A 12246-nucleotide genomic window follows, 5' to 3' on the forward strand; every position below is an offset into this window, starting at 1 on the left:
CAGACATGACCGCGAACCATCCGGCGGATGCAAGCCCTGTGGGCATACCTGCTGCGTCGACCGCGGGCCGATGGCTGATCGTCGCCGCGGTCCTCGGTTCGGGCGTCGCATTCCTCGACGGCACGGTCGTGAACGTCGCGCTGCCGTCCATCGCGCGTGACCTCGGCACCGATCTGCGTGGGCAGCAGTGGGTGCTCGACGGCTATCTGTTGACGTTGAGCTCACTCCTGCTGCTGGGCGGCGTCGCCGGTGACCGGTACGGGCGACGGCTCATCTTCACCGGCGGGCTGGCGATGTTCACGGTGGCGACGATCGGTTGCGGTGTGGCGCCGACCATCGAATGGCTTGTGGTCGCGCGGCTCGTCCAGGGCGTCGCGGCGGCGGCCGTCGTGCCCGGCAGCCTGGCATTGATCAACGCGGAGATCGCGCCGGAGGATCGCGGTGCGGCGGTTGGGCTGTGGGCCGGAATGTCCGGCGCGACCAGCGCGCTGGGGCCGTTCGTCGGTGGGTGGCTCGTCGACGCGGCGTCGTGGCGATGGGCCTTCTTCCTGAGCGTGCCGCTGGCGTTGGCCGCGCTGGTCATCTCGATTCGGCATGTGCCGGAGTCCCGCGATCCGTCCGCACCGCCGCGCCTCGATGTCGCGGGGTCCGTGACGATGGCGCTCGGTCTCGCGGGCCTCATCTTCGCGTTGATCGAGGGGCCGTCGAGCGGCTGGTCCGCGGGGACGACCGCCGCCGGTCTCGTCGGCGTGGCAGCGCTGGTCGCCTTCGTGGTCATCGAGACGCGGGTACGTTCGCCGTTGTTGCCGCTCAGGCTCTTTCGGTCGTCGCAGTTCACCGGAGCCAACCTGACGACGCTCCTCGTGTACGCGGCCTTGGGTGGCGCACTGTTCCTGCTGGCCCTGCAGCTGCAGCAGAGTCTCGGCTATTCGGCGTTCGAGGCCGGGGCGGCGATGTTCCCGAGCACGTTCATCATGCTGTTCGGCTCCCCGCTGGTGGGGAAGCTCGCGCAGACCACCGGGCCGCGACTGCCGATGACCGTCGGTCCGCTGATCGCCGCGGGCGGCTTCGCGCTGATGTCGCGCGTGCAGCCGGGCACGGACTACCTGGCGCACGTGCTGCCCGGCGTCCTGCTGTTCGGGCTCGGGATGACGGTCACCGTCGCACCGCTGACCGCGGCCGCGCTCGGTGCGGTCGACGACGCGCTGGCCGGCACCGCGTCGGGCGTGAACAACGCGGTGGCCCGCGTCGCCGGCCTCCTGGCCGTCGCGGTGCTGCCCGCGGTGGCCGGTATCCACGCCGGCCCCGGAGAGCCTCTCGGCGACGGCTTCCGGACGGCGATGTACATCTGCGCGGCCTTCTGCGCCGTCGGCGGGCTCGTCGCGGCCCTGACGATCAGCTCCGGCGCGGGTTTCCGGCCACAGGTCCGGGCCGGGATGGACACCGCATGTCAGGACGCCTGCACCCGCCGCGAACAACCGGCGAATCCATAGCTCGAAACCGCGCTCACCGCGGTTTCGAGCTATGAAGTGGCTAGTCGGAACGCTTCCCGGTTCCGGCCGCGATCGCCCACAGCACCAGCACCGGCTGGAAGAACAGACGCGTGAGACGCTTCTCGTCGGTGTCGAGGCCGAAAGCGTCGATGTGGTCGACGTACTGGTGGATGTTGCCGGGGAACACCGCGACGAAGAACGCCGCGACGATCCACGAGACGATCTTGCGATGGCGCGGAAGGGCGATGAGTGCCGCACCCAACGCGATCTCCACCCCGCCCGAGGCGAGCACCACGAAGTCCTTGCTGAACGGCACCCAGTCGGGCACCTGGGCCTGGAACTCGTCGCGCTGCGCGGTCAGGTGGCCGATCCCGGCGATCGCCAGGACGGCTCCGAGCGCGATCCGGGCGATCGCGCGGCCCAGCGGCTGGCGGGCGGTGGTGGGGGACAGGATCGACATGCAGGCTCCTCCAATGGTCGCGTCTGTTGCGTTCCCGGTGGTTCGTGACCGTTGCGGTCTCGGACTGGCAGGGAGGGTGATTCGACTGATTCTCCCTTCGGCGGCGACCTACGAGAATTAGTCGCGGTACCTAGTAAATGTGTGATACATATGTGACCCCGGACACCGTCGTCCGGGGTAGTTGTCCGCACGGAGGTCAGCCCATGTCCCTCGACCCGATGTCGGTGTTCCGACACCAGTCCTCAGGCCACCCATTCGCCACGACGCGACTCGGGGAACGGTCATGACGCTGAAGTCGGTGTGGGACGCGCTGAAGGCTTCCGCAGGGGTGGTCGTCACCGCGGCGGCGTTCGCCGTCGGGTTGGCGGTTCTGGTGGTGGCGCAGGTCGTCGTCTTCGCGGCCCGCCTCGCAGTCGATCTTCCCGGCTGAACAACCCCCGCCGGTTGATCGATCAGGAATCGAGAAGCGTGAACGCTTCGATGCGCCATAGCGTCGGAGCATGCCAAACGTCAACGCACTCACCCTCGAAGTTCCCGACATCAGCGCCGCGGAGGTCTTCTACAACAAGGCTTTCGGACTCGACGATCGATTGCGGTTCCGGACCGCGGAATCACCGAGCCAAGGCTTTCGCGGTTTCGTGATCTCGCTCGTGGTCGCCGACCCTACGGTCGCCGATTCCTTCCTCGATCCCGCGATCGACGCCGGCGCCACCGTGCTCAAGCCCGCCAAGAAGTCCTTCTGGGGCTACGGCGGCGTGGTCCAGGCGCCCGACGGCGCGATCTGGAAGGTCGCCAGCTCGTCGAAGAAGCCGACCGGTGCGCCGACTCGCGAGTTCGACGACCTGGTCCTGCTGCTCGGCGTCGACGACGTCGCGGCCACCAAGCAGTTCTACGTCGACCGTGGATTCACGGTGGGGAAGAGCTACGGCCGCAAATACGTCGAGTTCGAGAGCGGCCCGGGGTCGGTGAAGCTCGCGCTCTACGGTCGAAAAGCCGCGGCGAAGGACGCCGGCGTCGACGCCGCGGGTTCCGGGGCGCATCGGCTGTCGATCTCCGCCGACGCCGGGCAATTCGTCGATCCAGATGGGTTCGACTGGGAATGACTCTCTGTTTGTAGGATCTCATCCTCTTTGTCAGTCGCGAACTGGGGTTTCTCATGATCATGTCACCTGTGGGTTCTCACTAACTTGTCAGAATCCTCAGGCCAGCACTGCTCCCCGGCCGGCGCGTCATAGTTCGAGGTTGCAGTGCTGAAGCGGCGGGTTGCTAGGAGACCGCTACGCGACGTGAACTGCGGCTTGTGAATGGTCGAACCGTCCGACCGGCTGAACAAGGGCGATCGAACGCCGGCCGGTGTCGTGGCGATGTTCCCGGATGTGACGTGTAAGGGCTCGGGACATGCTTGACGTCGTGTCGCCGGGACATCGTTGACGTCTCACGCTTGTCGGTGGTCGCAGTCAGAGTGTGGGGGGTGTCCTTCTCTGCTGAGACTGAATCCGATGCTGAGATCGCTGCACGGGTGCGTGTGGAGGTCAGGTTCCGTGCGGTCACCGAAGTCGCCGACGGTGCTCCGGTCATCGAGGTCGCTAACCGTTACGGTGTCTCTCGCCAAACGGTCACGGCGTGGCGCAAGCGCTATGCCGCATCAGGTCTGGGCGGTTTATCGGATCGATCTCGCCGACCGCGTACTAGCCCGAACCAGATCTCTCCACAAGTGGAGGCGACGATCTGCGAAATGCGACGCACCCACCGGCGGTGGGGTGCCCGGCGCATCGTCTACGAACTCGGACGCCTCGACCCTTATGCGCCCGCGCCCGCGCGGGCCACGGTGCACCGCGTGCTGGTACGCAACGGATTGGTCAATCCTCAAGAGCAGCTACATAAACGGGTCTACAAGCGATGGGAGCGGGAAGCTCCGATGCATCTGTGGCAACTCGACCTGGTTGGAGGTGTGTTCCTGGCTGGCGGCCGGGAATGCAAACTGTTGACCGGCATCGACGACCATTCCCGCTTCGTCACCGTCGCCGCGGTTCTCGAGCAGCCCAGTGGCAGTGCCGTGTGTGAAGCGTTCGTCGGGGCGATGAATCGATGGGGCGTGCCGTTCGAGGTGCTCACCGACAACGGCAACCAGTTCACCGGCAGACACACGCGGCCGTTGCCGGTTGAGGTGCTCTTCGAGCGGACGTGTCGCGAGTACGGCATCACCGCGCGGTTGACCAAACGCCGGTCACCGACCACGACCGGCAAAATCGAACGATTCCATCGCACATTGCGCCGGGAGCTTCTCGACGAGACTGGCGCCTTCGACACCATCGAGACCGCGCAAACGGCTATCGACGAATGGGTCCACGCCTACAACACCTGCAGACCGCATCAGTCGCTGAACATGGCCACCCCTGCCAGCGTGTTCCGCAGTCGCAGCACCGATCCCGACACCATGCCCAGCAAGCCTGTTGGTGCCGAGATCCGACCGGAAGCCGAAGTCGTTCGGCCAGCTCCAACCGTGGCCGATCAGTCGAGTTCCGCCATTGAGTTCGACACTGTCGTGCCGCCGTCCGGTGTAGTGACTATTGCCGGTGTGCAACAGGTGTGGGTCGGAAAGAAACTATGCGCAGCGCAGTGTCGTGATGTGGGCTGACCTGTCGAGCGTGTACATCATCTGCGACGACATCGTGATCAAGACGGTCCGGTCGAAGCTGACCACCGCAGACCTGCAACGACTCCGCGCCCGCGGCACCCGCCCGGGCCGGCCCAGACCGGCGCAAGCCGCGTTCGACACCTCCACCGCCACCCATCGGCCGCGAGCTATCGAGATCGACCGGACCGCGAACCGCGACGGCATCGTCATTGTTCGTGGACATGAACTCGCCCTCGGCGTCGTGACGGCCGGCAGCCGGGTCACCCTGCGGATCGACGGCGAGTTGATCCACGCGACCAACGGCACCCACCTGATCAAGACGCTACCCAATCCTCTTGACCTAGAGAATATTCGCCGCTTGACCGGAGTTCGGGAAGCCAGCACCCCGCTGCCGCCTGCGCCACCGTCAGGGCCGCAGAGCGTGCAGCGCCGGGTTCCCAAGAGCGGTCAGATCATGGTGGCCAGCCAACGCCTCCGAGTCAGTCCGACCTACGCCGGCACCATCGTCACCATCATCGTCGACGATCACCACCTACGAGTGCTCGACGGCGCCAGAGAACTGTCACTGCACGCACGAACCACCACCAAGACCATTCGCAACTTCAACGCCCACCGGCCCCACCGCCGGTAAGCATCTCCCGAGAACACGACGTCACGCATCTCCTGAGACCGCACACGTCAGCTCATTCAAGCTCACGATGGCCGCGGTCGATCGAGTCTCCTCGTACTCTGCATACGCTCGCTCGATCTTCGAACGTGCTAAACAGAAATCCATGGCCGCAGACGCCATCGCTCCTGCGAGCTGCTCCACAGCAGGCGCTCCGTTGGCATCATGTGCGAGAAAGTGCGTCCGCACGATAGTCGATGTTTCCGGAACTGTGACGGCGTCCTCGAACGCCGGCAGGAAGCTGATCAGCGAGCTGCTCGTGCCCCGAGCTAGCTCGAGGAACTGTTCGACGACCGCCGATTCGTCAATCATCACTCACCCTTGATCGCGCAGCACGTCCTCCCGCGACCGGGGAGGCACGTAGGCAGGATATCGGCGCGATAGGACATTCTGGCGGCGCCACTCGCTGGGCGCGCTGATCTGCCGCCCTCCCGGAGGTCGGCAGCCGCATGAGCAGATTGGTGACGTTCGCAGCGAGGGGGTGGGCACCCAGAAAGCCGGTCGTGATGAAACGGATGAGAGGACTCGTCATAGCGGATCTAGAGCGGGCCGTTGGTTCTGGTGTGGTCCGGACCTGAGACCGTGAGCAGCGACCCGAGCAATCGTTCCTCGGCGCGGATAGCCGCAAGCCAAGCTTTCGGCTCAGTGGGGTGCGGTCAATCTCCTCATTGAGTCGAGCCGACGATGTACGTAGGAGGAGAGCGAGAACGCGTCGTAGAAATCGTTCAGAACCTCATCATTGAAGATTCGGCTGGAGTGCGCGCGCGGGTTTCGGAAGTGCCCGTGGATCCCAACGAGCAGGCTTTTAAAGCCGCGGTGCTCGCTGATGTCGGAGTCTGATTCATGGGCGTTGATGGACCAGGCGGGATGCTCGCGATTGGTTCCGAGGACGCCGTCGTAAAGAGCTGCGCCATCACCCGCCAACCCCGTGATGCCGCGGACTCTTGCTGGGATGCTCTTCGACGCTTCCGACATTGCATGAAACAGAGAACGCCCGATGAGTTCCTCGTCGCAGTAGCGGAATAACTCGCTGTGACACCCTCGGCGCCTCAGCTCAGTTTGAAGTCGTCCGGCCAGGGCGGCACCCTCGGAGATGCTGGATGCCTTCGCTCCGGATGCGAGCTTGCCCGCTTCGTTAACTGCGTAGCCGTAGTACACGAGGAACTGGTTGAGCTGGTCGCGCAGCTCGTCGAAACGAGCTGGCTGAGCGGCATACCGGCTAGGATTCATGGCCTTTGCGATGAATCCGCCCATGACGTTGCCGGCTTGCTGTCGAACCTGGACGTTGTAGAGAGTGACGTACAGGCTGTCGCGCTTGTTGCCGCCCGGCTTACGCTGCCTGACTCCCACCATCTGGAGCAAGGAGTCGATCTCGGAACCGGTGAGTCCCGGATGATCTGTCTGCGAAAGCACGTCGCACACGCCCTTGACGAAGGGTGAAGGGAGCAATCTTCGGGGCGTTTGTTTGGGCATAGTGGTCGACATCGAGTGGCTCTGCTCTTAGAGGCGACTGACCAAGGTCTGGCGCCTTGCGATTAGGTGTTATGACGTTCTTATCATTTCGGACGTGGGTCGGACTCGGAGACTTGGCCTACTCGTCCTCCATCACAGGCTCGGGTTGCTGACCGTGCCGTCGACGCCACAAGTCGCCCATGTCGTCGGCGAACTGGAGATCGACCCGTACGTCGGCTGCTCCGGGAGCGCTGTACATCACCTCAGCTGACTGATCACGCGCGATCACGTCAGGGTATTTGTCGACCATCTGCTTCTGCGCGTGCTGAAAAAGCGAGGAGAGGCCAGGCGCACTCATAAGGTGATCCGAGAACATCCCACCGTAGGAACCGAGGTTCACCGGAACACCGAACATCCCCGGCGGGTATATCGAGTTGGCGCGAGAGCCGATGGCATCAAGCGTTCCGCTCATCCCACCCGCCAAACCCTCACGGAAGAGTGAGGTTCCCCCCGAACCGTAGAGGCATCGATAATGAGGAGCACGATGCCAGAGAAGCGGAAGAAGTACGACCGGGAGTTTCGTGATGGGGCGGTCCGGATCGTCGAGGAGACAGGTAAGCCGATCGCCCAGGTCGCTCGAGACCTGGGGGTCAACGAGGGCACCTTGGGTAACTGGGTCAACCGGGCGCGCGCCGAGCGGGAGGGCCGCGGCGAGCTGACCGTTGATGACGCTGCTGAGCTCAAACGGTTGCGTGACGAGGTCGCCGAGCTGCGCATGGAGCGTGATGTCCTCAAGCGATCAGTGGTCCTGTGGGTGAAGGAGGCGACGAAGTGAGCGTGGCACGCTTTATCGCCGACCAGAGGACCAACTATCGGGTGCCACACGCGGTGTCCTGCCGGCTGCTCGGGGTCAGCGAGGCGTGGTTCTACAAATGGCATAAGCGGACCCAATCGCCGGGTGCGGCAACGGGTTTGCACACCACCCGCGACTATCGCCGGGACACCATCGACCGGGCCGTGGCGGTGGCGTTCGACAAGGCCCGCGGCCTGCACGGGTCACCGCGCCTGCATGCGGATCTGCGTGCTGACGGGTGGACGGTGACCGAGAAGACTGTCGCTGATTCGATGTGTCGTCAGGGCCTGGTCGCGCGGCGGATCCGCCGGCGCAACGGGCTGACCCGCCAGGACAAGACCGCCCCGAAGTTCCCCGATTTGTTGGGTCGCGATTTCACCGCACAGTGCCCCGACCAACGCTGGGTCGGCGACATCACCGAGATCCCGACCGCGGCGGGCAAGCTGTATCTGGCCACGGTCATCGACCTCTACAGTCGCCGCCTGCTCGGTGCGGCCACCAGTCGCCACCCGGATGCAGCGTTGGCGTGTGCGGCGATCGAGATGGCGGTCGCCACGCGGGGCGGTAAGCAGGCGATATGGCGTGACGACGATGCGCAGAAGCTGATTTTCCACACCGATCGTGGGTCGACGTACACCGCGAAACGGTTCACCAGGCTGTGCCAGAAGATGGGTATCCGGCAGTCGATGGGCCGGGTCGGATCGTGTTTCGACAACGCCGCAGCGGAGGCATTCTTCTCTTCTTTGGAGTGGGAAGTGTTGTCACGCAACGAGTTCCATACTATCATGGAGGCGCAGGCGGTCGTGTTGGAGTGGTGCTACGGCTTCTACAATCACCAGCGTCGCCACAGCGCGATCGGGATGATGAGTCCGGTCGACTACGAGAACACCGCAGTCACCGAGCCCGAAGCCGCATAGAGGAGTCCTCCACGATTCCGGGGGAACCACATATTCTCTAGGTCAAGAGGATTGGGTAGCGTCTTGATCAGGTGGGTGCCGTTGGTCGCGTGGATCAACTCGCCGTCGATCCGCAGGGTGACCCGGCTGCCGGCCGTCACGACGCCGAGGGCGAGTTCATGTCCACGAACAATGACGATGCCGTCGCGGTTCGCGGTCCGGTCGATCTCGATAGCTCGCGGCCGATGGGTGGCGGTGGAGGTGTCGAACGCGGCTTGCGCCGGTCTGGGCCGGCCCGGGCGGGTGCCGCGGGCGCGGAGTCGTTGCAGGTCTGCGGTGGTCAGCTTCGACCGGACCGTCTTGATCACGATGTCGTCGCAGATGATGTACACGCTCGACAGGTCAGCCCACATCACGACACTGCGCTGCGCATAGTTTCTTTCCGACCCACACCTGTTGCACACCGGCAATAGTCACTACACCGGACGGCGGCACGACAGTGTCGAACTCAATGGCGGAACTCGACTGATCGGCCACGGTTGGAGCTGGCCGAACGACTTCGGCTTCCGGTCGGATCTCGGCACCAACAGGCTTGCTGGGCATGGTGTCGGGATCGGTGCTGCGACTGCGGAACACGCTGGCAGGGGTGGCCATGTTCAGCGACTGATGCGGTCTGCAGGTGTTGTAGGCGTGGACCCATTCGTCGATAGCCGTTTGCGCGGTCTCGATGGTGTCGAAGGCGCCAGTCTCGTCGAGAAGCTCCCGGCGCAATGTGCGATGGAATCGTTCGATTTTGCCGGTCGTGGTCGGTGACCGGCGTTTGGTCAACCGCGCGGTGATGCCGTACTCGCGACACGTCCGCTCGAAGAGCACCTCAACCGGCAACGGCCGCGTGTGTCTGCCGGTGAACTGGTTGCCGTTGTCGGTGAGCACCTCGAACGGCACGCCCCATCGATTCATCGCCCCGACGAACGCTTCACACACGGCACTGCCACTGGGCTGCTCGAGAACCGCGGCGACGGTGACGAAGCGGGAATGGTCGTCGATGCCGGTCAACAGTTTGCATTCCCGGCCGCCAGCCAGGAACACACCTCCAACCAGGTCGAGTTGCCACAGATGCATCGGAGCTTCCCGCTCCCATCGCTTGTAGACCCGTTTATGTAGCTGCTCTTGAGGATTGACCAATCCGTTGCGTACCAGCACGCGGTGCACCGTGGCCCGCGCGGGCGCGGGCGCATAAGGGTCGAGGCGTCCGAGTTCGTAGACGATGCGCCGGGCACCCCACCGCCGGTGGGTGCGTCGCATTTCGCAGATCGTCGCCTCCACTTGTGGAGAGATCTGGTTCGGGCTAGTACGCGGTCGGCGAGATCGATCCGATAAACCGCCCAGACCTGATGCGGCATAGCGCTTGCGCCACGCCGTGACCGTTTGGCGAGAGACACCGTAACGGTTAGCGACCTCGATGACCGGAGCACCGTCGGCGACTTCGGTGACCGCACGGAACCTGACCTCCACACGCACCCGTGCAGCGATCTCAGCATCGGATTCAGTCTCAGCAGAGAAGGACACCCCCCACACTCTGACTGCGACCACCGACAAGCGTGAGACGTCAACGATGTCCCGGCGACACGACGTCAAGCATGTCCCGAGCCCTTACACGTCAGCATCGCCAGATTCGCGAGGATGACGAGCTGGATTACGTCTGGCTGTCAAGCGACGTCACCCCTGAGTGCGGCATGTCTCATGGAATGGGGCACTCCGGTGAAGGGGTGTTGGCCACTGCCGGAGAAGAAGCCGTAGCTGTTGGCTGAGCAAATCTGGTGCAGGACCAGATCGAGCGGACGGGGATTCAGTGGCCCCGCGGCCGCACGGGAGGCGCCATGGGCGCAGTTCTCATCGGAGGGATAGCAACATGGAGTGGCCGCGACGGCGAGCAAGCAGCGATCGGCTCCCTCTCTGCCTGACTTCGAACCATCGGCCGTCCGCGACATCGGCGGACGTTCGGCGCCGACAACTCGTCCTACTCTGACACGTTTCCTTACCAGCTAAAGCGGCTGTGGCAGAGTCGGTCATGCTCGGTGTCAAATGTATTCGTCACGGGTGCGCGTCTTGGCTGAGGGGTAAAGATGGCGCCCGAGTCGTCCTCCCGCGCCGGCCGGCATCATCCTCGGCCCCATGTCGTATTCGGCAAGCGGGAAATTGCGGCTAGTTAACATTAACATGGCGTGATCGTCGTCACTCGATGCGGCGAATGGCCTCGTTACGTGACGTAGCAGGCCGCCCAGATTGTCGGTCGGTCGGGCAGTTGGTGTGCGAAAACCGTCGTCGGTGATCATGATCTCGCGGTCGAGGGTGACGACCGAAACATTCTCGTGGCGGTATCGCATGTGTGCGTCTATCAAACGTCGTTGCTGCGGTGTTGCAATGTCCCGAAGGCCCGACTGGATTCGTTCGGTGAATGCCATAACGGTGGCTAGAACGAACCGGCTGGTGTCCTCGGCGAGGCGGCAGACGTTGAGGTGTGGCTGAGAATTGCCGCGTAGGCGATGCTGGCTGACTTGTAACGACCGTGCGCTTCGGACGGGGCGGGCCCGGGTTACCGTATCGAAACGTTATGAACCAGTCGCGAAATTCGTTGTGGTGTAATCAGCTGACGCCCCGATTGGGCTGGTCGAGCATTCATGCGGCTGGCGGGCGTGCACGTCGAAGTCGAAACTGCGACGGGGAGCAGCCGACCCACCGAGCAAACGCATGAGAAAAGCTTGCGACGTCGCAGTACCCCAGTTCGGTAGCAATCTGGCCGATTCCGACGCCGGGATCGAGAAGTCGGAGGATGGCGTGCTCCTGCATGAATTGCTGTCGTAGGCGGCGCAGGGTGGTGCCCTCGGCGTGTAGGTGCCGTTTGAGTGTGCTTACCGATACCGACAGCTCTGCTGCGATCCGACTAGCGTTGACTCGAGCAGGGTCTGCATCAAACTGGGCTCGGACGCGCTGCGTGTACGAGTTGTGACGCCGCTGATCGCAGAGCCGTCGCAGTTCGGCGGTACCGATCCGGTAGGCGACGGGATCGGAAAAGCGGCACACCTCATGAAGCGCCTCGGCTGGTATGCGAACAAATGACGCTGGCGCATCGAAGACGACTCGATGCCCTATCTCTCCCACGTTCAGCGGCTCGGTCGGCGCCGGGCAGGTCAGGTGTAACTCTGCTGAGGACACATCTCCTGTGAGTATTTTCACCAGACGCAGAACGGTCAGGCCCCCATAAGTGACGGCAAAGCAGTCGGTACCCGCGCTGTCGGTGCGCCCTGCGAGACCGATGGTAAGACCACTGGCGCCATGATGAAAGTCCGCACTTAGCGCCGTCGAGATCAACGGCAGAAAACGAAGCAACTCGACGATGTCAACGACCGACCCGGCACTGACCAGCGGCAGGCTCAGTGGACCGAAGGAGGTCAGCTGAGCGTGCTCAGCGAATGCGAGGCCCAGCCGAAACCCGTCGTGCGGCCCCATCGTCGGATACACGTCATGAAACCATTGCATCGGCACCTGCGCTTCTTGCGTGATCAACGTTCTGAGGTCGGTGCCCTCCTGGGCCATTATCCGACCGAATGCGCTCGTCGCCTCCGTGCCCAGCGCACCGCTGTCGAGAAGCTGTGCAAACGCCAACGGGGGCACACCGGATTCACCGAGGGTCACGTGAGCCAGATTAACAACAGATTGCGACGTTCACACATGGATCGGTCGGGATCCGCACATTCACACTCAAGGGGAACCTCATACGTGCAAG

13 protein-coding genes and 1 pseudogene are annotated in these 12246 nt (G+C 63.8%); 6 read left to right on the forward strand and 8 right to left on the reverse strand.

What is annotated here, in order from left to right; translation table 11 throughout:
- The first annotated feature begins 5 nt into the window (after positions 1–5).
- On the forward strand, positions 6–1493 hold the full coding sequence (locus tag BLU62_RS26530) for a DHA2 family efflux MFS transporter permease subunit (protein WP_074853399.1): 1488 nt from the start codon (positions 6–8) through the stop codon (positions 1491–1493).
- A gap of 40 nt (positions 1494–1533) precedes the next feature.
- Here BLU62_RS26530 and BLU62_RS26535 read toward each other — a convergent pair whose 3' ends face one another.
- Positions 1534–1953 carry a DoxX family protein gene (locus BLU62_RS26535; protein ID WP_074853401.1) on the reverse strand — a complete coding sequence of 140 codons (420 nt, stop codon included), beginning with the start codon at positions 1951–1953 and terminating at the stop codon, positions 1534–1536.
- A 283-nt stretch (positions 1954–2236) separates the two neighbouring features.
- Between BLU62_RS26535 and BLU62_RS33095 the strand changes: the two genes are divergently transcribed.
- The 3 genes and pseudogenes from BLU62_RS33095 (at position 2237) to BLU62_RS35000 (ending at position 5222) form a co-directional block, all read left to right on the forward strand.
- A complete protein-coding gene (locus BLU62_RS33095; RefSeq protein WP_167544043.1) occupies positions 2237–2383 on the forward strand; it encodes a hypothetical protein in 147 nt (48 codons plus the stop codon).
- A 70-nt stretch (positions 2384–2453) separates the two neighbouring features.
- Positions 2454–3056 carry a VOC family protein gene (locus tag BLU62_RS26540; protein WP_074853403.1) on the forward strand — a complete coding sequence of 201 codons (603 nt, stop codon included), beginning with the start codon at positions 2454–2456 and terminating at the stop codon, positions 3054–3056.
- A 404-nt stretch (positions 3057–3460) separates the two neighbouring features.
- Positions 3461–5222: pseudogene (locus BLU62_RS35000) on the forward strand (IS481 family transposase).
- Between the two features lie 21 nt (positions 5223–5243).
- On the opposite strand, the gene BLU62_RS26550 reads toward BLU62_RS35000, so the two are convergent.
- The 3 genes from BLU62_RS26550 to BLU62_RS33245 form a co-directional block, all read right to left on the reverse strand.
- Entirely contained in the window at positions 5244–5570 is a 327-nt protein-coding gene (locus BLU62_RS26550; protein WP_005195047.1) for a hypothetical protein, read from the reverse strand.
- Between the two features lie 330 nt (positions 5571–5900).
- A complete protein-coding gene (locus BLU62_RS26555) occupies positions 5901–6671 on the reverse strand; it encodes a TIGR02391 family protein (RefSeq protein ID WP_244278410.1) in 771 nt (256 codons plus the stop codon).
- Positions 6672–6849: 178 nt separating this feature from the next.
- Entirely contained in the window at positions 6850–7068 is a 219-nt protein-coding gene (locus tag BLU62_RS33245; RefSeq protein ID WP_208863706.1) for a hypothetical protein, read from the reverse strand.
- A gap of 186 nt (positions 7069–7254) precedes the next feature.
- On the opposite strand from BLU62_RS33245, the gene BLU62_RS26565 reads away from it, so the two are divergent.
- Both BLU62_RS26565 and BLU62_RS26570 read left to right on the forward strand, forming a co-directional pair.
- The gene (locus BLU62_RS26565) at positions 7255–7545 is read left to right on the forward strand and encodes a transposase (protein ID WP_005195137.1); all 291 of its coding nucleotides are present in this window, start codon (positions 7255–7257) and stop codon (positions 7543–7545) included.
- Positions 7542–8480, forward strand: a complete 939-nt coding sequence (locus tag BLU62_RS26570) for an IS3 family transposase (RefSeq protein ID WP_074853410.1) — start codon at positions 7542–7544, stop codon at positions 8478–8480. The genes BLU62_RS26565 and BLU62_RS26570 overlap by 4 nt, the downstream gene beginning before the upstream one ends.
- On the opposite strand, the gene BLU62_RS26575 is transcribed toward BLU62_RS26570, so the two are convergent.
- From BLU62_RS26575 to BLU62_RS26590, 4 genes are all read right to left on the reverse strand, one after another.
- Positions 8441–8872: a hypothetical protein gene (locus BLU62_RS26575; protein ID WP_064869997.1), complete on the reverse strand. Its 432-nt coding sequence runs from the start codon at positions 8870–8872 to the stop codon at positions 8441–8443. The two genes, BLU62_RS26570 and BLU62_RS26575, sit on opposite strands and share 40 nt — an antisense overlap.
- On the reverse strand, positions 8862–10028 hold the full coding sequence (locus BLU62_RS26580; protein WP_157226879.1) for an IS481 family transposase: 1167 nt from the start codon (positions 10026–10028) through the stop codon (positions 8862–8864). Before BLU62_RS26580 ends, BLU62_RS26575 begins: the two co-directional genes overlap by 11 nt.
- A 512-nt stretch (positions 10029–10540) precedes the next feature.
- Entirely contained in the window at positions 10541–10924 is a 384-nt protein-coding gene (locus BLU62_RS26585; protein ID WP_223372675.1) for a hypothetical protein, read from the reverse strand.
- A gap of 214 nt (positions 10925–11138) precedes the next feature.
- A complete protein-coding gene (locus BLU62_RS26590; protein WP_005195135.1) occupies positions 11139–12155 on the reverse strand; it encodes a helix-turn-helix domain-containing protein in 1017 nt (338 codons plus the stop codon).
- Positions 12156–12246 lie beyond the last annotated feature (91 nt).

It is taken from the genome of Gordonia westfalica (assembly GCF_900105725.1).
Taxonomy (GTDB): Bacteria; Actinomycetota; Actinomycetes; order Mycobacteriales; family Mycobacteriaceae; genus Gordonia; species Gordonia westfalica.

What these genes read in the sequence shown, in the direction of transcription:
- BLU62_RS26530 (WP_074853399.1), top strand. Translation starts at nt 6, where the DNA reads ATGACCGCGAACCATCCGGCGGATGCAAGCCCTGTGGGCATACCTGCT.
- BLU62_RS26535 (WP_074853401.1), bottom strand. Translation starts at nt 1,953, where the DNA reads ATGTCGATCCTGTCCCCCACCACCGCCCGCCAGCCGCTGGGCCGCGCG.
- BLU62_RS33095 (WP_167544043.1), top strand. Translation starts at nt 2,237, where the DNA reads ATGACGCTGAAGTCGGTGTGGGACGCGCTGAAGGCTTCCGCAGGGGTG.
- BLU62_RS26540 (WP_074853403.1), top strand. Translation starts at nt 2,454, where the DNA reads ATGCCAAACGTCAACGCACTCACCCTCGAAGTTCCCGACATCAGCGCC.
- BLU62_RS26550 (WP_005195047.1), bottom strand. Translation starts at nt 5,570, where the DNA reads ATGATTGACGAATCGGCGGTCGTCGAACAGTTCCTCGAGCTAGCTCGG.
- BLU62_RS33245 (WP_208863706.1), bottom strand. Translation starts at nt 7,068, where the DNA reads ATGAGTGCGCCTGGCCTCTCCTCGCTTTTTCAGCACGCGCAGAAGCAG.
- BLU62_RS26565 (WP_005195137.1), top strand. Translation starts at nt 7,255, where the DNA reads ATGCCAGAGAAGCGGAAGAAGTACGACCGGGAGTTTCGTGATGGGGCG.
- BLU62_RS26575 (WP_064869997.1), bottom strand. Translation starts at nt 8,872, where the DNA reads ATGTGGGCTGACCTGTCGAGCGTGTACATCATCTGCGACGACATCGTG.
- BLU62_RS26585 (WP_223372675.1), bottom strand. Translation starts at nt 10,924, where the DNA reads ATGGCATTCACCGAACGAATCCAGTCGGGCCTTCGGGACATTGCAACA.